The sequence below is a fragment of the Kribbella sp. NPDC049584 genome, assembly GCF_040675555.1.
In the GTDB taxonomy this organism is placed as follows: domain Bacteria; phylum Actinomycetota; class Actinomycetes; order Propionibacteriales; family Kribbellaceae; genus Kribbella.
Map to the genome: position 1 here is coordinate 208,827 of NZ_JBFAPF010000010.1, position 19,935 is coordinate 228,761.

Annotated in this window: 18 protein-coding genes; 1 reads left to right on the plus strand and 17 read right to left on the minus strand. The window is 67.9% G+C overall.

Features of this window, described 5'->3' with window-relative positions; genetic code table 11:
* The first annotated feature begins 60 nt into the window (after positions 1–60).
* Complete coding sequence (fabV, locus tag AB0J62_RS30215) at positions 61–1,230, plus strand: enoyl-[acyl-carrier-protein] reductase FabV (protein ID WP_363878128.1); 1,170 nt, start codon at positions 61–63, stop codon at positions 1,228–1,230.
* Here the strand turns inward: fabV and AB0J62_RS30220 are convergent.
* The 17 genes from AB0J62_RS30220 to atpE all read right to left on the minus strand — a co-directional run bounded on the left by AB0J62_RS30220 (position 1,217) and on the right by atpE (position 19,875).
* Positions 1,217–3,718 (minus strand): DUF3516 domain-containing protein, encoded by a 2,502-nt coding sequence (locus AB0J62_RS30220; protein WP_363878130.1) that lies wholly within the window; start codon positions 3,716–3,718, stop codon positions 1,217–1,219. The two genes, fabV and AB0J62_RS30220, sit on opposite strands and share 14 nt — an antisense overlap.
* Positions 3,719–3,790: 72 nt before the next feature.
* Positions 3,791–5,401, minus strand: a complete 1,611-nt coding sequence (locus AB0J62_RS30225; protein WP_363878132.1) for a hypothetical protein — start codon at positions 5,399–5,401, stop codon at positions 3,791–3,793.
* Entirely contained in the window at positions 5,398–6,294 is an 897-nt protein-coding gene (locus AB0J62_RS30230; RefSeq protein ID WP_363878134.1) for a carbohydrate ABC transporter permease, read from the minus strand. Before AB0J62_RS30230 ends, AB0J62_RS30225 begins: the two co-directional genes overlap by 4 nt.
* The gene (locus tag AB0J62_RS30235; protein ID WP_134111698.1) at positions 6,291–7,154 is read right to left on the minus strand and encodes an ABC transporter permease subunit; all 864 of its coding nucleotides are present in this window, start codon (positions 7,152–7,154) and stop codon (positions 6,291–6,293) included. Before AB0J62_RS30235 ends, AB0J62_RS30230 begins: the two co-directional genes overlap by 4 nt.
* A gap of 390 nt (positions 7,155–7,544) precedes the next feature.
* The gene (locus AB0J62_RS30240; RefSeq protein WP_363878137.1) at positions 7,545–9,104 is read right to left on the minus strand and encodes an FAD-dependent oxidoreductase; all 1,560 of its coding nucleotides are present in this window, start codon (positions 9,102–9,104) and stop codon (positions 7,545–7,547) included.
* A gap of 3 nt (positions 9,105–9,107) precedes the next feature.
* Positions 9,108–10,133: a LacI family DNA-binding transcriptional regulator gene (locus AB0J62_RS30245; protein WP_363878139.1), complete on the minus strand. Its 1,026-nt coding sequence runs from the start codon at positions 10,131–10,133 to the stop codon at positions 9,108–9,110.
* Between the two features lie 115 nt (positions 10,134–10,248).
* The gene (locus tag AB0J62_RS30250) at positions 10,249–11,205 is read right to left on the minus strand and encodes a methyltransferase domain-containing protein (RefSeq protein ID WP_363878142.1); all 957 of its coding nucleotides are present in this window, start codon (positions 11,203–11,205) and stop codon (positions 10,249–10,251) included.
* Positions 11,206–11,365: 160 nt separating this feature from the next.
* Entirely contained in the window at positions 11,366–12,277 is a 912-nt protein-coding gene (locus AB0J62_RS30255) for an SDR family NAD(P)-dependent oxidoreductase (RefSeq protein ID WP_363878144.1), read from the minus strand.
* Positions 12,278–12,354: 77 nt separating this feature from the next.
* Positions 12,355–13,200 (minus strand): helix-turn-helix transcriptional regulator, encoded by an 846-nt coding sequence (locus AB0J62_RS30260; protein ID WP_363878146.1) that lies wholly within the window; start codon positions 13,198–13,200, stop codon positions 12,355–12,357.
* A 62-nt stretch (positions 13,201–13,262) separates the two neighbouring features.
* On the minus strand, positions 13,263–13,694 hold the full coding sequence (locus AB0J62_RS30265; RefSeq protein WP_363878148.1) for a DUF2550 domain-containing protein: 432 nt from the start codon (positions 13,692–13,694) through the stop codon (positions 13,263–13,265).
* Positions 13,695–13,792: 98 nt separating this feature from the next.
* The gene (locus tag AB0J62_RS30270; protein WP_134111309.1) at positions 13,793–14,182 is read right to left on the minus strand and encodes a F0F1 ATP synthase subunit epsilon; all 390 of its coding nucleotides are present in this window, start codon (positions 14,180–14,182) and stop codon (positions 13,793–13,795) included.
* A 1-nt stretch (position 14,183) separates the two neighbouring features.
* Positions 14,184–15,638, minus strand: a complete 1,455-nt coding sequence (gene atpD / locus AB0J62_RS30275) for a F0F1 ATP synthase subunit beta (protein ID WP_134111307.1) — start codon at positions 15,636–15,638, stop codon at positions 14,184–14,186.
* Positions 15,639–15,643: 5 nt separating this feature from the next.
* The gene (locus AB0J62_RS30280; RefSeq protein ID WP_134111305.1) at positions 15,644–16,555 is read right to left on the minus strand and encodes a F0F1 ATP synthase subunit gamma; all 912 of its coding nucleotides are present in this window, start codon (positions 16,553–16,555) and stop codon (positions 15,644–15,646) included.
* A 3-nt stretch (positions 16,556–16,558) separates the two neighbouring features.
* Positions 16,559–18,196: a F0F1 ATP synthase subunit alpha gene (gene atpA / locus AB0J62_RS30285; RefSeq protein WP_363878152.1), complete on the minus strand. Its 1,638-nt coding sequence runs from the start codon at positions 18,194–18,196 to the stop codon at positions 16,559–16,561.
* A gap of 48 nt (positions 18,197–18,244) precedes the next feature.
* On the minus strand, positions 18,245–19,042 hold the full coding sequence (locus AB0J62_RS30290) for a F0F1 ATP synthase subunit delta (protein ID WP_363878154.1): 798 nt from the start codon (positions 19,040–19,042) through the stop codon (positions 18,245–18,247).
* Positions 19,042–19,617, minus strand: a complete 576-nt coding sequence (locus tag AB0J62_RS30295; protein ID WP_363878156.1) for a F0F1 ATP synthase subunit B — start codon at positions 19,615–19,617, stop codon at positions 19,042–19,044. The genes AB0J62_RS30290 and AB0J62_RS30295 overlap by 1 nt, the downstream gene beginning before the upstream one ends.
* A gap of 33 nt (positions 19,618–19,650) precedes the next feature.
* Positions 19,651–19,875: an ATP synthase F0 subunit C gene (gene atpE, locus AB0J62_RS30300; RefSeq protein WP_130448646.1), complete on the minus strand. Its 225-nt coding sequence runs from the start codon at positions 19,873–19,875 to the stop codon at positions 19,651–19,653.
* Positions 19,876–19,935 lie beyond the last annotated feature (60 nt).

Genomic DNA, 19,935 nt, shown 5'->3' on the forward strand with positions numbered 1-19,935 from the left:
CCTGTAGCGCGTCAGCCGTCACATAACCCGGCGGCGGACGGGCGGGTTAGGGTCTGACGCATGAGTGAGCGCGTGGTGCGGCCGGTTGGACGGGGTTTTCTGTTTCTCGATTCGCATCCCGCGGGATGCGCGCGGGTGGTCCGGGAGATGGCGGCGGAGGTCGAGCCGCGGACTCCGGGTCGCCGTACGGCGCTCGTCATCGGGTCGAGCTCGGGGTACGGGCTGGCCACGACGATCGCCGGCCTGGCACGGTACGGCGTCGACGGGATCGGCGTGTCCTTCGAGAAGGCGCCGACCGCTCGACGTACGGCGACCGCGGGCTGGTATCGCACCGCGGAGACCGCGGCGCTGGCCGAGGAGCTCGGGCGGTCGTGGAGCTTCGTGAACGCGGACGCGTTTGCGGACGACACGAAGAACGACGTACTCGACAAGGTCGCGGAGCTCGGCGGGATCGACCACCTGATCTACAGCGTCGCCGCGCCGCGGCGGGTGGACCCGCGCAACGGTGAGACGTACCAGTCGGCGCTGAAGACGATCGGCGAGCCGTACACCACCAAGAGCCTCGCGTTCGAGGACGGCGAGCCGGTGCTGCAGGAGGTCGGGATCGACGTCGCGACCGAGGACGAGATCGCCCAGACCGTGAAGGTGATGGGCGGCGAGGACTGGTCCCGCTGGATCACTGCCGTCCAGGAGCGCGAGCTGCTCAAGCCCGGCTTCAACACCGTCGCGCTCACCTATATCGGCTCCGAGCTGACCGGGCCGATCTACCGCCAGGGCTCGATCGGCGCGGCGAAGGCCGACCTCGAGCAGACCGCGCTGAAGCTGGCCGCCGACGGTGTGAGCGCGATGACCTCGGTCAACGGCGCCGCCGTCACCCAGGCCTCGTCCGCGATCCCCGGCATCGGCCTGTACGTCAGCATCCTCCACAAGGTCCACGGCCTGCAGACTCCCGTGCAGCAGTCGATCGCCCTCTGGGACCAGCTCACCGGCGAGGCCCCGCTCGACCTCGACGACGAAGGCCGCATCCGCCTCGACCGCTGGGAACTCACCGACGAGGTCCAGTCCGAGGTACGCAAGCAGTGGGAGTCCGCGACCGCAACCACCATCGCCGACGTCGCCGACACCGCCTGGTTCTTCTCCGAAGTACGCCGCCTCTACGGCTTCGACGTACCAGCCGTCGACTACGAAGCCGAAACCGAGGTCGACGTGGAGTGGCCTACAACGGCTTGAACGACGCGAGTTCCAGCACGAGGTCTCCGGCTTCGTCGGAGGCGGTCAGGTCTACTGACGCGCTGATGCGCCAGTCGTGGTTGCCTTCGGGGTCGTCGATGATTTGCTGGACCTCCCAGTAGCCGGGGTGTTCCTCGACCAGGAACAGGGCCGGCCCGCGGGCGGCTGGGCCGGTGTTGACCACGTCGTGTTCGGCGTAGTACGCCGTGCCGGCCTCGGCCCAGCGGGCGGCGTCCCAGCCGGCGTCGGCGTCGAGTTGGCCTAGCTCGGCCCAGCGGTGCAGGGCCAGAAGCTCGACGCGGCGGAACATCGCGTTGCGGACGAGGACGCGGAAAGCCCTGGTATTCAAGGTGATCCGGCGCGGGCCGGTCGGCGTGACCTCCGCCTCCGGCTCGTCGGCGGGGTTGGTCAGCTCCTCCCACTCGTCCAGCAGGCTGGAGTCGGTCTGCCGGACGACCTCGCCGAGCCACTCGATCAGGTCGGTCAGATCCTCGTTCACCTTGTCCGGCGGCACGGTCTGCTTGAGCGCCTTGTACGCGTCGCTCAGATACCGCAGTACGACCCCCTCGGACCGTGCCAATCCGTAGAACCCGATGAACTCCCCGAACGTCATCGCCCGCTCGAACATGTCGCGGACGACGGCCTTCGGCGACAGCCCGGTGTCCGCGATCCACGGGTGCGTCTGCCGGTACATCTCGAACGTTGCCTCAAGCAACTCATTGAGCGGCTTCGGCCAGGTCACGTCCTCGAGCAGTTCCATCCGCTCGTCGTACTCGATGCCCTCGGCCTTCATCGCGTTCACGGCCTCGCCGCGGGCGTGGTGCTCCTGTGCCCACAGCACCGCGCGCGGATCCTCGAGCGTCGCCTCGACGACCGACACCACGTCGAGCGCGTACGACGGATCCTCCGGGTCGAGCAGGTCCAGCGCGGCCAGGGCGAACGTCGACAGCGGCTGGTTGAGGCTGAAGTCCTTCTGCAGATCCACGGTCAGCCGCAACGACCGTCCGTTCTCGTCCGGCTCTTCCAGCCGCTCGACCACGCCGGCGGTGAGCAGCGTGCGGTAGATCTGGATCGCCCGCCGGATCAACCGGACCTGGGCGCGCGAGTCCTCGTGGTTGTCGCGGAGCAGGTGCCGCATGCTCGCGAACGCGTTGCCGTCGCGCGCGATGACGTTCAGCAGCATCGCGTGACTGACCCGCATCCGCGACTGCAGCGCCTCGGGCTCAGCGGCGACGAGACGGTCGAACGTGTCCTCGCCCCAGGTGACGAATCCCTCCGGCGGCTTCTTCCGCTGCACCTTGCGCTGCTTCTTCGGGTCGTCGCCGGCCTTCGCCAGCGCCTTCACGTTCTCGACGACGTGATCCGGCGCCTGGACGACGACCGTGCCGGACGTGTCGTACCCGGCCCGGCCGGCCCGCCCCGCGATCTGGTGGAACTCGCGCGCCTTGAGGATCCGCTGCCGGCGCCCGTCGTACTTGCTCAGAGCCGTGAGTACGACGGTCCGGATCGGCACGTTGATACCAACGCCGAGGGTGTCCGTACCGCAGATGACCTTGAGCAGCCCGGCCTGCGCCAACTGCTCGACCAGCCGGCGGTACTTCGGAAGCATGCCGGCGTGGTGGACGCCGATGCCGTGCTTCACGAGCCGCTGCAGCGTCCGGCCGAACCCCTTGCTGAACCGGAAGTTGCCGATCAGCTCGTTGATCTTGTCCTTCTCCTCCTTCGAGGAGACGTTGATGCTCATCAGCGCCTGCGCGCGTTCGAGCGCGGCGGCCTGGGTGAAGTGGACGACGTACACCGGGGCCTGATGGGTGGTGAGCAGCTCTTCGAGCGTCTCGTGCAGCGCAGTCGTGACGTACTTGTAGATCAGCGGCACCGGGCGTTCGCCGGACGCGACGATCGCGGTCGGGCGGCCGGTACGGCGCGACAGGTCGATCTTGAACCGCTCGACATCGCCGAGGGTCGCGGACATCAGGATGAACTGCGCCTTCGGCAGCTCGAGCAGCGGGACCTGCCAGGCCCAGCCGCGATCCGGCTCGGAGTAGAAGTGGAACTCGTCCATCACCACCTGGCCGACGTCCGCGTCCGAGCCTTCGCGCAAGGCGATGTTGGCCAGGACTTCCGCCGTACAGCAGATGATTGGGGCGCCGGCGTTGACAGACGCGTCGCCGGTCAGCATGCCGACCTTGTCCGCGCCGAACACGTCACACAGCGCGAAGAACTTCTCCGACACCAGCGCCTTGATCGGGGCCGTGTAGAACGTCCGCTGCCCGTGCGCGAGCGCCGCGAAGTGCGCGCCGGTGGCCACCAGGCTCTTCCCGGAGCCGGTCGGGGTCGACAGGATCACGTTCGACCCGGTCATCACCTCGATCAACGCCTCTTCCTGAGCCGGGTACAACGAGATCCCCTGCTCCCCCACCCAACGCGCGAACACGTCGTACAGGTCGTCAGGCTCAGTCGTCCCCGGCAGTTGCTCAGTCAGCGTCATCGCGACCCATTGTCCCCGACGCCCGAAAACAGCTGCCGTCGCACCTCCGGGGAGATGCGACGGCAGCGGCGATTACTTCCGGCCCTGGATGGCGAGGGCTTGTTCGTACTCGTTGCGGATGGCGTCGGCACCGGACTTCCGGTAGTCGGCCACGGCCTCGTCCCAGGAGTTGACGTCGGCGCGGCCGAGCTGGATGTCCTTGGTGATGGCGTCCATCCGGGTGTCGAGGATCTTGCCCTTGGTCGACTGGGTCGGTGAGTACAGACCGTACGTCGGCGGCAGGATCGCCGTCGGCAGCACCGCCTTCAAATGGTTGTACAGGTTGTCGACCGCGTCGGCATGGCCCGGGAAGTACGCCGGGTACGGCCCGTCGGCGAGGTACTGGATCGGGAACTCGCCGAGGCAGACCTCGCTGCCGCCGTCCTTGGTCAGCACCGGGTCGGTGCCGTTCAGCGTGTAATGCCGCCCGGGCAGACCGAACTTGCGGAACAGGTACTCCTCCGTCCCGAACGGCGCCGCCATCCAGTTCAGCACCCGCAGCAGCATCTTCGTGCGCTCCGGCGAACTCGGCCGGATCGCGGCGATCGAGTTGTTCGGTGAGCCGAGCAGCACCCGTCCGACCTTGCCGTCCGCGGCCCGCGGAACCGGGATCGAGATGCTGAAGCTGTCGTCCGTGGCCCGGCGGTAGAAGCTCTGGATCGACGAGTACGTGTCCTGCGTCATCACCGCCGATCCCTGGGTGAACCAGACCTTCTGGTTGTTCTTCGCGACGCCGTCCGGATGGATCACGCCGTCCTTCACCATCTGCCGGGTGATCGCCAGCATCTCCTTGTGTTCCGGCAGTTCCCGGCTGTGCACCAGCTTGCCGTCGCGCACCTCCCAGCCGTTGGGCAGGCCGAGCATCGCGCTCACGGCCGCGGTCGGCGGCACCGCGAAGCCCCACCGGTTCTTCTTCCCGTCGGTGACCGCCTTCGCGACCTTCTGCAGCTCGTCGACGTTCGGTGAGCCGAGCTCGACACCGAGCTTGTCCAGCAGGTCCTGCCGGACCAGCAAGGTGTTGGTCGACATCACCCCGCGCTGGATCGGCACGGCGCGGATGCCGCCGGAGAACACACACCCGCGCCACGACGCCTGCGGCGCGTTCGCCAGGAACGGATACTCAAGGATCGCGTCGCCGGACAGATACTCGGTCAGGTCCTGCGCCCGTGCCTCCAGGAACTGCGGCAGGTACGCGAACCCGCCGTCGATGTTGAACAGGTCGCCCAAGGTGTCACCGGCGACCGAGGTGGCGAACTTGTTCGGATAGTCCGTCGCCGCGGTGATGTTCAGCTCGAGTGGCGTGCCGAGCCGCCGGTTCAGCTCCTGCCAGTACGGGTTGCGGTCCGCGGTCGGCGGGATCGGGTTCGACGTCAACGTCGTACCGGTGACCTTGCTTCCGTCCCCGGGAGCGCCGTCGGTCACCTTCGCCGGTTTCGCCGGGAACCGGTAGAAGCAGTCCGGCATCAACGGATGACTCCGCGGCAGGTCCGGCTTCGGCCCGTCGAACCGTTTGTACGTCGGCAGCGCGACCGGCTTGTTCAGCGCCGCGATGTCGTCCGAGCGGGTCACCGTGGAGCACCCGGTGAGGCTGACGGCGGCCGCCGCCAGCGACCCGCCGAGGAGGGTTCTTCTGCTGACGTTCATCCCTTCACCGCCCCGGTCAGCATGCCCTTGGCGAAGTGCCGCTGCAGGAACGGGTACACGATCAGGATCGGGACGAGCGATACCACCAGGATCGCCATCTGGATCGACTCCTGCGGCGGCAGCTGATCGGCCGCAGCGCCACCGAGATCACCGCTGCTGAGCTCGGTGTTGTTGATGACGTACGTCCGCAGTACCAGCTGCAGCGGCCATTTCGCGGTGTCGCTGATGTAGAGCATCGCGTTGAAGAACGCGTTCCAGTACCCGACCGCGTAGAACAGCCCGACGACCGCGAGCACCGCCCGCGACAGCGGCAGCACGATCGACCAGAAGATCCGGAAGTCGCCGGCGCCGTCGATCCGGGCCGAGTCCAGCACCGAGTCCGGGATCCCCATGAAGAACGAGCGGAGCACGATCACGTTGAAGCCGCTGATCGCCGTCGGCAGGATCAGCGCGAACAGCGAGTCGAGCAGGCCGAACTGCTTCACCACCAGGTAGTTCGGGATCAGGCCCGGGCTGAACAGGATGCTGAACAGCACGATCATCAGGATCGGGCGCTGCCCGAACGACCCCGGCCGGCTCAGCGAGTAGGCCAGCATGGTCGACCCGGCGAGGCTGATCAGCGTGCCGCCGACCGCGATCACGACGCTGACGAGCAGCGCCCGCTGTACCACTCCGCCGTTGAAGATCGCCTTGTACGCGTCCAGGTGCAACGCGTCCGGCCACAGCACGAACCCACCAGAGTTCGTGACGTGTTGCTGGCTGGCGATGCTGGTCGAGATGACCCCGAGGAACGGGATGACGACGACCGCACAACAGACCACCAGGACGAGGGTCTTGAGCACCCGCGATGACATCGCGGGTCCGTCGTCGATTCCCTTCTGCATCGTGCTCATTTCTGATACACCCCCGCCTCGCCGAAGATGTGCGCGATCTTGTTGGCGCCGAGCACCAGGACGACGGCAACGAGACCCTTCACCAGGCCGACCGCGGCGGACACACCCCATTGGCCCGCGAGTACGCCGTTGTTGTAGACGTACGTGTCGAGTACTTCGGAGGCCGGTCTGCCCACCAGGTTCTGCTGCAGGATGATCTGCTCGAAGCCCACGGTCAGCGAGTCGCCGAGCCGCAGGATCAGCAGCAGGATGATCAGCCCGCGGATACCGGGCACGGTCACGTGCCACAGTTGCCGCCATCTGGAGGCGCCGTCGACTCGGGCGGCCTCGTACAGCCCGGGATCGATCTGCGTCAGTGCGGCCAGGAACAGGATCGTTCCCCATCCGGTGTCCTTCCAGATCACCTGGCTGGTCAGCAGCGCGATGAAGCTGTCCGGATTGCCGAGGAAGTCGATCGTGCCCATCCCGTGCGAGCGCAGGAAGTTGTTGATCAGCCCGCTGCCGCCGAGGATCTGCTGGAAGATCGCGATCACGATCACCCAGGACAGGAAGTGCGGCAGGTACAGCACCGACTGCACGACGCGCTTGATCCGCTCGGACAGCAGGCTGTTCAGCAGCAGCGCCAGCGCGATCGGCGCCGGGAACACGAAGATGACCTGCACCAGGGTGATCAGCAGCGTGTTCTTGAGGGCGTTCAGGAACTCCTGGTCGCCGTTGAAGATCACGGCGAAGTTGTCCAGTCCGACCCACGCGCTGCGTCCGAACGGGACGAACGGCAGGTACTCCTGGAACGCGATCAGGTTCCCGAGCAGTGGCAGGTAGTGGAACACCAGCAGCAGGACAAGCCCTGGAAGGGCCATCAGCAACAGGACCTTGTCCCGGCGGGCCCGCGCCCACCAGGACAGCGGCTTGCCGCCCGACCGACTGCCGGACCCACTGCCCGACCTTCTGCCGGACCTTCTGCCGAATCTTCTGTCGGTAGCCGTGCCCGGTGGTCCGGAACCGGTCGCTCCGGCCCTGTCGCTCGGATTGGTCCGGTCCGTCTGGAGGCTGTTGAGTGCGTCTGTTCGAGCCACGCGAGACTCCCTGGGTGGTTGTCGTCGCTCCCGCAACGGAGAGCGTTTTCCGTTCCCCTTTGTTCGATGCTGTCGTGCCTTGGGGAATCGCGCAGCTTCGTTCGGAGCGTCATCCAGGATTCGTGACGACTTGACCACCGGACGTGATCAACCGCACGGACGGTTACCGTCCCTTCACTCGCGATGGGTGCGGATCTCGTCCGGCCAGGCCAGCGGGATCTTCAGGGTGTCCGCGAGCAGGCGCTGATAGTCGGCCAGGTGGGTCGGATCGTTGCGGACCTTGCGTGGCGACAGGCCTTCGGTCAGGCAGAAGGCGACCAGTGCGCCGACCGCCTCGCCGATGCTCCATTCGACCGGGTGCAGGCGGTAGCAGCCGTTGGTGATGTGCGTCGTGCCGATGTTCTTGTTCGCGGGCAGGAGGTTGTCGACGCGGACCGGGATCAGCGCGCCGAGCGGGATCTGGAACGGATACGCCTCGATGTCGACGTACGTCCGCCCCGCTGTGCTCGGGTGTAGATCGATCCGGTAGCGACCGAGGCCGACGGTGTCCGCGAACACCTCACTGCCCGCGCCGGCCGGTCGCGCCTCGACGCCGACGTGCTGTTCGAGCACTGTGAACTCGGCCTGGATACGGCGTGACTCCCGGATGTACGGCGCCTTGGCCAGGCCGTCCACCGTACCGGTGACATCGGGACGCAGCGTCAGACCGGGATAACCGCCCTCGGTCTGCATCCAGTAGAGGAAGGACAACGAGAGATCGCGGCTCGCAGCAAGTGCCTTCGCCGGGTCAGGCCCACCGACCAGCGGCTGTTCCCAGTAGTCGAGCTGCGGCCAGTTCACCACCGTGACGTCCGGGATCGCCTTGTCGATAAAGTTGCTTCCGGCAAGGATTTGTCGATACCGCCAGAGCGAGAACGGCGCCCGGTGATCCGGGTTCGCCTCGAGCAACTTCCACTCGCGCTGCTCCAGCGTGACCGGTACGACGTCCTTCCAGGACAACTGCGGCCCCGGCCAGAACGGCGCGACCGTCTCCCGCCAGTGGTCGTAAGTGGCCGGGCGGTCGATGGTGTGGTCCTCCCCCGCCCGGTGCTCGAGCGCGAAGCACCACGAGAACGCCTGCTGATCAAGGGGATTCGCAACCTCCGGCGCATGCAGCTCGCCGGTCTGCTCGCGACCTTCCGCCCCGATCACGTGCTCGACGCTCGCCAGCTCGAGCAGATCGCCGAGCTCGGTCGCGTCGACGACGTACGTCGCGGACACGGTCAGCTCATCGCCGCTGCGCACCTCCCGCAGCGTCACCGCCTCGATCTCGTCGCCGACAGCATGTGCCGCGACCGACTCATGCTCGAGGAACACCTGGAGCCGCCCGGACGCTCGCCAAGGAGCGAGCATCTCATCCAGGACGGCGGCGGCCACGCGCGGCTCGTGGCAGAACCGGCTGACGACGCCCAGGCCCGGATCGAGCAGTGGATCGGCAGCGGCCTCAGGCGTCAGCGGGTAATTGCGCCGGTAGTAGTCGCGGATCCGGCGGCGCAGCTCGGCGTACCCGCTCGCGGCGTACTGCTCGATCCACGGGTGTTCGTCGGGTGGCACGAGCTGGCTGGTCAGCTGCCCGCCCAGCCAGTCGGTCGGCTCGGTCAGTACGACCCGGTGACCGAGCCGTACTGCGGTCAGCGCCGCGGCGACCCCGCCGAGACCGCCACCGACGACCAGCACATCCGTCGCGAGTTCCACCCGTCACTCCTTCGATTGGGGCGGCACGGCAACGGTTTCGCCGGCCACCAGCTCACAGGCCACCAGTCGGCTGACCGGTTCCTCGTCCGGGTTCTCCATCCGCGCCACCAGGGCGTCGATCGCGAGCCGGCCGATCTCCTTCCGCGGGACGACCAGGCAGTCCCAGCGCTGACCGGATTCGTCGCCCGACCCCTCCAGTACCGCGACCGACAGATCCGCCGGGATGCTCAATCCGCGCGCTGCCAGTCCGATCCGCAGTTGCTCGGCCAGGCCGATGGTCTCGGCGACCACAGCGGTCTCGGGCCCGGACGCCATTCCGACCAGCCACTCCTCGGTCAGCTCCGGTTCGCCGCGGAATCCGGGCGAGCGGTCGTGCAGGCCGAGCCGCTCGATCGCGTTGCGGTAGCCGGCTCGGCGATCGGCGTACGCCTCCTGCTCGATCCCCGAGTGCAGGTAGGCGAAGTGGCGGTGACCGCGCTCGGCCAGGGAGGTGACGAGCCGGTCCGCCGCCGAGACATAGTCCGGGATGATGCACGGGATCTCTGCGCCGGCGACCTCGCGACGACCGATGTGCACGAACAGGTAGCCGTCGTGCCACAGTCGCGCCAGCTCCTCGCGGTCGGTCGCGGCACCGAGCAGCACGGTGCCGTCGGCGAGGTTCAGCCTGTTGGTGCCGTCGCGGTAGATCCGGCGACGGCCGTCGCTGGTTCCGGTCGAGGTGAACAGGACCAGGTCGTACCCGATCTCCTCGGCGCGCTCCTCGATCCCGAGCAGGAACTCGAAGTAGAAGTCGTCGCGTGCATGCGGGAACACGGCCTCGAAGGTGTGTACGCCGAGCAGCCGGTTGCGCTTGTTGCGGAGGTTCCGGGCGGCCGCGTTCGGAACGTACCCGAGCTCCTTCACCGCGGCCCGGATCCGCTCCTGGGTCTCCGCCGGGATCCGGTCGATGTCCCCGCTGACCACCCGGGACACGGCGGACTGCGAGACGCCCGCGAGCCGGGCGACGTCGGACTGTCTCGGCGCTTTCATGCCTTCTCCTGCAACTAGAGCGGCTGCACGTTCATACGTATGAGCACTCTGGTATGAGCGATTTTTGGATTGCTCTTACGTATGCGCAGGAACCTATGAACGGTAGGTGCGCATGTCAAGACCGAGACGGCTCGGCAACCACAATCCGCGGATGTTGCCCCGCGACCGACAGGTCGTAGACGGCGTCGACGCGCCAACCGCGGCCGAATCCGCCGGCCTGCTGCGGGTTGAGGATCGCGACCAGGCGACCGTCGAGCGCTCGGTGCCATCGGCGGAGGTACGGCGTGAGGTCGCCGATGCTCAACTGCACGTTCCACGGCGGATTGGTGACGATCCGATCGACGGTCCCCTCCAGCCGGGCCGCATCACCACACCGCCACCTGATCCCCGCGCCCGCGGCATTTTCGTGGGCTGCAGCGATCGCGGCCGGGTCTCGGTCGATGCCGGTGTAGCTTGCTCGCGGCTCGACGGCGTGCGCTTCGAGCAGCAGTGTTCCAGCGCCGCAGAACGGGTCGACGACCCGGTGGTCTCGTGCGATCCCCGCGAGCCGCGCCATCGCAGCCGCAACGGGCGGATGCAGACTCCCCCGCACGGTTCGCGTCCGCCAGGGCCGCCGATGCAGCGGTACGGCGTATGGACGCAGCCCGACCCACAACGTCTTCCCGTCGAGCACGACGCGCCACTCGGACCGCTCGGCCGGCGGCACCGCTCCATCGCGCCGGGAGTAGTACCGCCCGCCGACCCGCGCACCCACCAGGTCCTCGACGTCGAACCGGTTGAAGTTCCGTACTCCGACGAACGACGCACTGACCGCGAACGCGCCCTGCCCCGCCGGCAACTCCAGCGACCGAACCGCCGCCGCCAGCGCATCCCTGGTCCGTCCGGGATCCACTGCAGCGCGATGGACGACGAAGACATCGTCCGCGAGCCGCGGCGGACCGGACCCGCCAGGAGCCCACTCGACAACCACCTGCCGCTTGGACATCTCAACCACCCGATGCCCCGCCGCGACGACTTCTTCAGCCGCCAGCTTTTCCAACCCCGCAACAGTCCGCACCAGCACCCAGTGCATGGAGAATCTCCCGGATAGCACCCGGGAACAACCAACCGGTCACTCCCGCATCGCTGACCGCGGGAAACCTCGAACAGGCCAGCGGAAGCTAGCCCACGCGGAAGAAGTAAGTCTCCATGCCGGAGATGATGGCACGCACCGCATGCCGCAAACTATCGAATTACGGCGCGGCCGGAACGGTCGCGAGGAACGCCCGCGTCTCCGCGACAACCCGCTCGCTGAACCCGGGATCACGCACCTGCGCCGAGCCGAGCATCGGCTTGCCGCGCTCGTCGTAGTAGACGCCCGACGCGTCGGAGTCGGCGGTCAGGACCTCGGTGATCACCCGAGCGGCACGCTTCGGCGTGCTCCAGTACTTGATCATCGGCGCCAACGGCGACAGGACGTACTTCGACAAGAACACCAGCAGCGGTCCGGCGTCACGGCTGAGGTCGCTACCGGGGCTGAATCCCGGCTCGACCGCGTTGAAGCGCAGGCGGGGCGTCTCGCGCGCGAACGCCAGTACCGTCGCGAGATTGCCCTGCTTCGAGGTCGCGTAGGCGTCGAGGCCGGGTCGCGTGGACCCGCCTGGCTTCCACTCACCACGGACACTCGCCTCGACCGAGACGAAACGTGCGCCGCGAAACCCGGCCATGACGGCAGGCCTGCGTTCGGGATCCTCGACGGCGGAGCAGACGAACACCACATTGGCACCGTCCGGCAGGTGCGGCACAAGAGCCTCCGTGAAGGCGAACGGACCGAGGTGGTTGGTCGCGTACGTGAGATCCCAACCCTGCCGCGTCGTGCGGCTCTCCAGCGGGAAGATGCCGGCGTTGTTCAGCACCCCGGCGATCTGCAGGCCGAGGGCGACGATCTCGCCGGCGGCTCGCCGTACGCTCCCGACATCGGAGAAGTCGGCGACGACCGGAACCGCCTGTCCGCCTCGCGCCTCGATCTGCTGCTCGACCACGGCGAGCTTGGCCGGATCGCGCCCGACCAGTACGACCGTGCCGTACGCGGCGAGTTCGAGGGCGGTACGACGGCCGATGCCGGACGTCGGCCCGGTGATGATCCATGCATTCTGCGAGTTCATACGACGAGTCTCGGTCGGTCGTCGGCGCCCGAACAGCCGTCTGGTTTTCGTAGGACCGAGAGGGCCAGGACCGGCGCTCACTCCACCAGCTGCTGCGTCCCGAGGACGACCGCAAGGGCCAGCCGGTCCGCGTCCTCGGTACCCGGCTCGGCAGTGTAGATCATCAGCCGTACGTCGTCGGCGGCGACGAACAGAACGTCGCAGTCGAGAGCGATCGGCCCGACGGTCGGATGATCGACCACCTTGCGCTTCGACGGCTCGGAGTACAGCTTCGGGTCGTCCCGCGCCCACAGGTCAGCGAAGTGCGGACTGTGCTCCGCGAGCTCGCGGACCAGCGCGCGCAACTGACGGTCCGCCGGATAGCGCGCCGCAGTCCGGCGCAGGTCGGCCACCTGCCCGGCCAGCAGCTCCGTTTTCTCCTCGGGCGAATGAATCACGCGGGAACCGGGCCCGACGAAGTTGCGCCAGAGCGCATTTCGCTCGAGCCCTTGCCACGCGGTCGTCTCGCCCATCAGCGCGTCGTACGGCGTGTTGGCGTCGAGCAGCGTCCACGTCGCGTCGTACACAGCCACCGGTGTGTCTGCCACCCGATCAAGCAGCCGTTGCACGCTCGCACTGATCCGCGACGGCACCACGTCCGGGCCCGGCGCCGAGAGCCCGGCCAGCTCGAAGAGCAGGTCACGCTCGGAATCGGACACTCGCAGCGCGCGAGCCAGCGCCTCGACCACCTGCGGCGACGGCGATGTCGCCCGGCCTTGTTCCAGCCGGGTCAGGTAGTCGGCCGAGATACCCGCCAGGGCGGCGAGCTCCTCCCGCCGCAGTCCGGTCGCACGGCGACGGCTGCCCGGTGGCAGACCCACCGCGCCGGGCGACACCCGATCGCGCCATCGACGGACCGCCCGGCCGAACTCCCATGCTTCCACCGGTCCAGTGTGCTCGTCCACGACGTACTTATCGTGGCCCTGACACTCCTACGACGAGCGGACTACAGGTAGGTCTGGGTGCTGGGAGGTGCGGATTCCATCCAGGCGAGGACGCCGGTGAGGGCTTCTTCGGTCATGGCGAAGTGGACGGTGCGTCCCTTGAGGTCGGCGTCGACGATGACATGGCCGGCGTACGTCACCAGGGGCTCGTTGCCCATCGGGCGGCGGGTGCTGATGCCGTCGAGCTGGCGGCGGTTGACGACGAGCTTCGGCCACCAGGCCAGGCTGAAGACGCGGAACCACTGCAGCTCGTCGCCGACGTAGCGGGCCAGGCCGAGCGCCCAGCCGCGGCCGTGCTCCTTCTCGGCGAGCTGCAGGCTGCAATCAAAAGTTCCGCCGTCCCTGGACAACCAGCGACGGCGGAACGCGACAAGCACGATGAACAGTACGGCGGCAAGCAGACAGACCCCGACGACATCGAGGACTGTCCTCATACCTTGCCGACCCTTTCCGGTGCCCACTGTCCGGTACACCCCGGGCACCGGAGGAGAACCGTACTGTCAGTGACGATATTTGATTATGGCAGGTGGGGTTACGACGTCTGTTCGGCGGCCCGGACCCTGGCCTCGGCGAGACGCAACTCGTCGGCGTCGGCGTCGGCCAGGCCGGCCGCCAGCGCCTGCTCGAGCTCGCGCCGAGCCTCCTCCAGATCGATGTCGTGACCCATCTCGGCGTTCTCGGCCAGGATCGAGACCCGGTCGTTGGCCACCGAGATGAACCCGTCCGGCGCGGCCGCGACGAAGTACTCGTCGTCGACGGTCCGCACCTGGACGGTGCCGCCCTGCAGCAGGCCCAGCAGCGGCGCGTGGCCGGGCAGGATGCCGACGTCGCCGTCCGTGGTGCGGGCGATCACGATCTTCGCCTCGCCCTGCCAGACCGTCCGCTCGGCGGCGACGAGCGCCACCTCCAAGTGGTCAGCCATCTCAGTTTTCCTTCTGCAGCTCGGCCCACTTGCGGTCGACGTCCTCGAGCGAACCGACGTTGAAGAAGGCCTGCTCGGCGACGTGGTCGTACTCGCCCTCGGTGATCTTCTTGAACGACTCGATCGTGTCCTTCAGCGGCACGGTCGAACCCGGGATGTTGGTGAACTTCTCCGCCATGTAGGTGTTCTGCGAGAGGAACTGCTCGATCCGGCGCGCGCGGGCGACGGTGATCTTGTCCTCTTCGGAGAGCTCGTCGACACCGAGGATCGCGATGATGTCCTGCAGTTCCTTGTTCTTCTGCAGGATCTGCTTGACCCGGACGGCCACGTCGTAGTGCTCCTGGCCGATGTACTGCGGGTCGAGGATCCGCGACGTCGAGGTCAGCGGGTCGACGGCCGGGTACAGACCACGGGCGGCGATGTCACGCGAGAGCTCGGTGGTCGCGTCCAGGTGCGCGAACGTGGTGGCCGGCGCCGGGTCGGTGTAGTCGTCGGCGGGCACGTAGATCGCCTGCATCGAGGTGATCGAGTGACCGCGGGTCGACGTGATCCGCTCCTGCAGCACGCCCATCTCGTCGGCCAGGTTCGGCTGGTAACCGACGGCGCTCGGCATCCGGCCGAGCAGCGTGGAGACCTCGGAACCGGCCTGGGTGAACCGGAAGATGTTGTCGATGAACAGCAGCACGTCCTGCTGCGCGACGTCGCGGAAGTACTCCGCCATCGTCAGCGCCGACAGCGCGACCCGCAGGCGCGTGCCCGGCGGCTCGTCCATCTGGCCGAACACCAGTGCGGTGTCCTTGAAGACGCCGGCCTCTTCCATCTCGTTGATGAGGTCGTTGCCCTCACGGGTCCGCTCGCCCACGCCGGCGAACACCGACGTACCACCGAAGTTGTGGGCGATCCGGTAGATCATCTCCTGGATCAGAACGGTCTTGCCGACACCCGCACCGCCGAACAGGCCGATCTTGCCACCCTGCACGTACGGCGTGAGCAGGTCGAGCACCTTGATGCCGGTCTCCAGCATCTCGGTCTTGGACTCGAGCTGATCGAAGGCCGGCGCCTTGCGGTGGATCGGCCAGCGCTCGGTGATCTCGAACTCGGACTCGTCCTGGCTCAGGCACTTGCCGGTGACCGACCAGACCCGGCCCTTGGTGACGTCGCCGACCGGCACCGAGATCGCGGCGCCGGTGTCGCGCACCTCGGCGCCGCGGACCAGGCCGTCGGTCGGCTTCATCGAGATCGCGCGGACGATGTTGTCGCCGACGTGCAGCGCAACCTCGAGGGTGATCGTCTGGGTCAGGTCGCCCAGGGTGATGTCCACCTCGAGCGCGTTGTACATGTCCGGCATCGCGTCCACTGGGAACTCGACGTCGACGACCGGGCCGATCACCCGGGCGACGCGACCGATGCCGGTGGCACCCGCCTCGTTGTTCTTCTCGGTAACCGTGGCAGTCATCTCTCTCACTCGCTCCCGGCGTTCGCGTCGGCCAGCGCGCTGGCGCCACCGACGATCTCGCTGATTTCCTGGGTAATTTGTGCCTGCCGGGCCTGGTTCAGGTCCCGGGTCAGGCTCTCGATCAGGTCCTGCGCGTTGTCGGTCGCAGACTTCATCGCCCGCTGCCGGTTGGCCAGCTCGGACGCCGCCGCCTGCAGCATGCAGTAGTGGATCCGGCTGGCCACGTACTTCGGCAGCAGCCCGTCGAGCACCTCTTCGGCGGACGGCTCGAACTCGTACAGCGGCAGAACGTCGTCCGCGGCCGGCGCCTCCTCGCCCTCGATGACCTCCAGCGGCAGCAGCCGGATCACGTCCGGGCGCTGGGTCAGCATCGACACGAACCGGGTGAAGACGATGTGGATCTCGTCCACACCGCCCTCCTCGGTCGGGGTCAGGAACGCCTCGATCAGCGCGTCCGCGATCTCCCGTGCCCGGGCGAACGACGGCGCGTCGGAGTCGCCGGTCCACGACTGCGCGATCTCGCGCTGCCGGAACGTGTAGTACGCGAGTCCCTTGCGGCCGCTGAGGTAGGAGACGATCTGCTTGTCGTCCTCCCGCAGCATCTGGTGCAGCCGCTCGCCTTCACGGATCACGTTCGCCGAGTACGCACCGGCCTGACCGCGGTCGGAGGTGATCAGCAGAACGGCGGCCCGCTTGGGATTCGGCTTCTCGGTGGTCAGCGGGTGGTCGACGTTCGAGAACGTCGCCACCGCCGACACGGCGCGGGTGAGCTCACGCGCGTACGGACCGGCCGCCTGGGCGCGCTGCTGCGCCTTGACGATCCGGGACGCCGCGATGAGCTCCATCGCACGGGTGAGCTTCTTGATCGTGGAGACCGAGGCCTTCCGATCACGAAGCTCCCGCAGGTTGGCCGGCATCGGTCAGCTCCGCTTCTGCTTGACGATCTGCTCCTGCTCGACGTCCTCTTCGTCCATCGCCTCGGCCTCGGCCTCGGTACCCAGCAGGGTGCCCTCGGAGGTCTGGAACGTCGGCTTGAACGCCTTCAGGGCGTCGGTGACGGCCTGCGCCTCGTCGTCGCCGAACAGCCCGGACTCACGGATCGCGTCGAGCACCTTGCTGTCGCGCCGCAGGTAGTCCAGGAAGTCCCGCTCGAAGCGGAGTACGTCGTCGACCGGCACGTCGTCGAAGTGGCCGCGGGTACCGGCCCAGATGGAGACGATCTGGTCCTCGACCGGGTACGGCGAGTACTGCGGCTGACGCAGCAGCTGCACGAGCCGCTGTCCGCGGTCGAGCTGCCGGCGGGAGGTGGCGTCGAGGTCGGACGCGAACATCGCGAACGCCTCCATCGCCCGGAACTGGGCCAGGTCGATCTTCAGCGAGCCGGACACGTTCTTCATGCCCTTGACCTGCGCGGCGCCGCCGACCCGGGAGACCGAGATACCGACGTCGATGGCCGGCCGGATGTTGGCGTTGAACAGGTCCGACTGCAGGAAGATCTGGCCGTCGGTGATCGAGATGACGTTGGTCGGGATGAACGCCGAGACGTCGTTGGCCTTGGTCTCGATGATCGGCAGACCGGTCATCGAGCCCGCGCCGAGCTCGTCGGACAGCTTCGCGCAACGCTCGAGCAGACGGCTGTGCAGGTAGAAGACGTCACCCGGGTACGCCTCGCGGCCCGGCGGGCGGCGCAGCAGCAGCGACATCGCGCGGTACGCCTCGGCCTGCTTGGTCAGGTCGTCGAAGACGATCAGCACGTGCTTGCCCTGGTACATCCAGTGCTGGCCGATGGCCGAGCCGGTGTACGGCGCGACGTACTTGAAGCCGGCCGGGTCGGACGCCGGGGAGGCGACGATCGTGGTGTACTCCATCGCGCCGGCCTCTTCGAGCGCGCCGCGGACAGCGGCGATCGTCGAGCCCTTCTGGCCGATGGCGACGTAGATGCAGCGGACCTGCTTGTCCGGGTCGCCGGACTCCCAGTTCGCCTTCTGGTTGATGATCGTGTCGATCGCGATCGCGGTCTTGCCGGTCTTGCGGTCGCCGATGATCAGCTCGCGCTGGCCGCGTCCGATCGGGATCATCCCGTCGATCGCCTTGATACCGGTCTGCAGCGGCTGGCGGACCTCCTGGCGGTCCATCACGCCGGCCGCCTGCAGCTCCAGCGCGCGGTCGCCCTCGAGGCCCTGGATCTCGCCCAGGCCGTCGATCGGCTTGCCCAGCGGGTCGACGACCCGGCCGAGGTAGCCTTCGCCGACCGGGACCGACAGCACCTGACCGGTCCGCCGGACCTGCTGGCCCTCCTCGATCCCGTCGAACTCACCGAGAACGACGACACCGATGTCGCGGACGTCCAGGTTCAGCGCGATACCCCGGGTGCCGTCCTCGAACTCGAGCAGCTCGTTGGTCATCGCCGAGGGCAGGCCCTCGACGTGGGCGATACCGTCGCCGGCGTCGACGACGGTGCCGACCTCTTCCGCGGACGTCTCGGTGGGTTGGTACTCGTTGACGAACTGATCCAGGGCGTCCCGGATCTCCTCCGGCCTGATCGTGAGCTCAGCCATCTCTATATCCTGCTTCCTTGACCTTGCTGGCCTGTTGTCTGTGAGCCGTCAGCCCGCGATGCGCCGCTGCGCTTCGTCGAGCCGGGCCGCGATGGTTCCGTCGATCACTTCGTCGCCGATGTCCACCCGGACGCCGCCGACCACCTGCGGGTCGACGATCACGTTCAGCTGGATCTGCCGGCCGTACTGCCGGCTGAGCGCGTCGGCCAGCCGGGTGCGCTCCGCCTCCGACAGGTCGGTGGCCACCCGCACGGTCGCGATGCTGGCGCTGCGCCGGGCCGCCGCGGCGACCTGGTAGCTCCGCATCGACGCCGCGAAGCTCCGGCCCCGCCCGTCCACGGCCCGCTCGGCCAGCCGCACCGTGCTGACGTCGGCCTTGCCCTGCAGCAACCCGCGGATCAGCTGCTGGCGGTGCTCGACCGGGATCACCCGGTCCCCCAGCTTGTCGGCCAGGGCCCGCTCGACCGCGACCACGCGGTCCAGCCGGAACAGCTCGTCCTCGACCTCGTCGAGCTTGCGGCGGCTGTCGGCGTACGCCACCTCGGCCTCGACACTCAGCTGGTCGAGGGCGTCGGCCAGGTCACGACCGCTGACCCAGCGGCCGGACACCGCGACGGACAGGATCTCCAACGCCTGGGCGGAGATCTTGCCGCCGAACAGCTGCTGCGCCAGGCCGACCTTGGTGTCCTTCGGACGGGCCGGGTCGGTCAGCGCGCGCCGGAGCGCGCCGTTGCTGTCGAGCAGCTTGGCGATCGAGAACAGCTCGCCGCCCAGCGCCTCGGCCGGGCTCACACCCGCCAGGGCCTCCTCGGCCCGGGCGAGTGACTCGTGCGACGCGCCGCGCATCAGCGGTCCGTTCCGACGGCCTGACGAGCCGACTCCGACTCCTCCAGCTCCGCCAGGAAACGCTCGACGGTCCGGCGCTGGCGCGCCTCGTCCTCGAGCGACTCACCGACGATCCGGCCGGCCAGGGTGGTCGCCATCGTGCCGACCTCGCTGCGCAGCGAGGCGACCGCCTGGGCCCGCTCGGCGTCGATCTGGGTGCGCGCGTGCGTGACGATCCGCTCGGCCTCCGCGTTCGCCTGCTCGCGCATCTCCGCGATGATCTGGGCACCCTGCTCGCGGGCGTCCTCGCGGATCTTCGCAGCTTCCTGGCGGGCTTCGGCCAGCTGCGCGTTGTACTTGTCCAGAGCAGCCTTCGCCTCGGCCTGGGCCTGCTTGGCATCTTCCATGCCGCCTTCGATGGCCGCGGTCCGATCGGCGTACGCCTTCTCGAACTTCGGGACGACGACCTTGGCGAAGAGGATGGCCAGCAGGACCAGGAAGACGAAGCCAAAGATGATCTCCGGCGTGTGCGGCAGCAGCGGGTTCACGTCCTCACCGGCTGCTGCCTCGCTGAGCGGTAGCACCAACGTCGTCATGTCTGCGTCCTGTCAGTCAGTCTGGAAAGAGGGTCAGCTGGCCTTGAAGACGAAGGCGAGCGCGATACCGATGATCGCCAGAACCTCGGTGACGCCGAAGCCGATCCACGCGATCGACTGCAGCTTGCTCTGGGCCTCCGGCTGACGCGCGGTGCCGTTGATGACGGCAGCGAAGATCAGGCCGACGCCGACGCCCGGGCCGATCGCGGCGAGGCCGTAGCCGAGGACTGCGATGTTGCCGGCAATCTCGAGAGCCATTTCAGGTGTTTCCTTTCGGTACGGATAGGGACTATCCGGGTTTCCGTTACTACGGGTCTA

Excerpts from the sequence above, each read along its gene's own strand:
- AB0J62_RS30225 (WP_363878132.1), bottom strand. The coding sequence starts at position 5,401 with ATGAACGTCAGCAGAAGAACCCTCCTCGGCGGGTCGCTGGCGGCGGCC.
- AB0J62_RS30235 (WP_134111698.1), bottom strand. The coding sequence starts at position 7,154 with ATGGCCCTTCCAGGGCTTGTCCTGCTGCTGGTGTTCCACTACCTGCCA.
- atpE (WP_130448646.1), bottom strand. The coding sequence starts at position 19,875 with ATGGCTCTCGAGATTGCCGGCAACATCGCAGTCCTCGGCTACGGCCTC.
- AB0J62_RS30290 (WP_363878154.1), bottom strand. The coding sequence starts at position 19,042 with ATGCGCGGCGCGTCGCACGAGTCACTCGCCCGGGCCGAGGAGGCCCTG.
- AB0J62_RS30250 (WP_363878142.1), bottom strand. The coding sequence starts at position 11,205 with ATGCACTGGGTGCTGGTGCGGACTGTTGCGGGGTTGGAAAAGCTGGCG.
- AB0J62_RS30220 (WP_363878130.1), bottom strand. The coding sequence starts at position 3,718 with ATGACGCTGACTGAGCAACTGCCGGGGACGACTGAGCCTGACGACCTG.
- AB0J62_RS30280 (WP_134111305.1), bottom strand. The coding sequence starts at position 16,555 with ATGCCGGCCAACCTGCGGGAGCTTCGTGATCGGAAGGCCTCGGTCTCC.
- atpD (WP_134111307.1), bottom strand. The coding sequence starts at position 15,638 with ATGACTGCCACGGTTACCGAGAAGAACAACGAGGCGGGTGCCACCGGC.
- AB0J62_RS30230 (WP_363878134.1), bottom strand. The coding sequence starts at position 6,294 with ATGAGCACGATGCAGAAGGGAATCGACGACGGACCCGCGATGTCATCG.
- AB0J62_RS30245 (WP_363878139.1), bottom strand. The coding sequence starts at position 10,133 with ATGAAAGCGCCGAGACAGTCCGACGTCGCCCGGCTCGCGGGCGTCTCG.
- fabV (WP_363878128.1), top strand. The coding sequence starts at position 61 with ATGAGTGAGCGCGTGGTGCGGCCGGTTGGACGGGGTTTTCTGTTTCTC.
- AB0J62_RS30265 (WP_363878148.1), bottom strand. The coding sequence starts at position 13,694 with ATGAGGACAGTCCTCGATGTCGTCGGGGTCTGTCTGCTTGCCGCCGTA.
- AB0J62_RS30255 (WP_363878144.1), bottom strand. The coding sequence starts at position 12,277 with ATGAACTCGCAGAATGCATGGATCATCACCGGGCCGACGTCCGGCATC.
- AB0J62_RS30295 (WP_363878156.1), bottom strand. The coding sequence starts at position 19,617 with ATGACGACGTTGGTGCTACCGCTCAGCGAGGCAGCAGCCGGTGAGGAC.
- AB0J62_RS30270 (WP_134111309.1), bottom strand. The coding sequence starts at position 14,182 with ATGGCTGACCACTTGGAGGTGGCGCTCGTCGCCGCCGAGCGGACGGTC.
- atpA (WP_363878152.1), bottom strand. The coding sequence starts at position 18,196 with ATGGCTGAGCTCACGATCAGGCCGGAGGAGATCCGGGACGCCCTGGAT.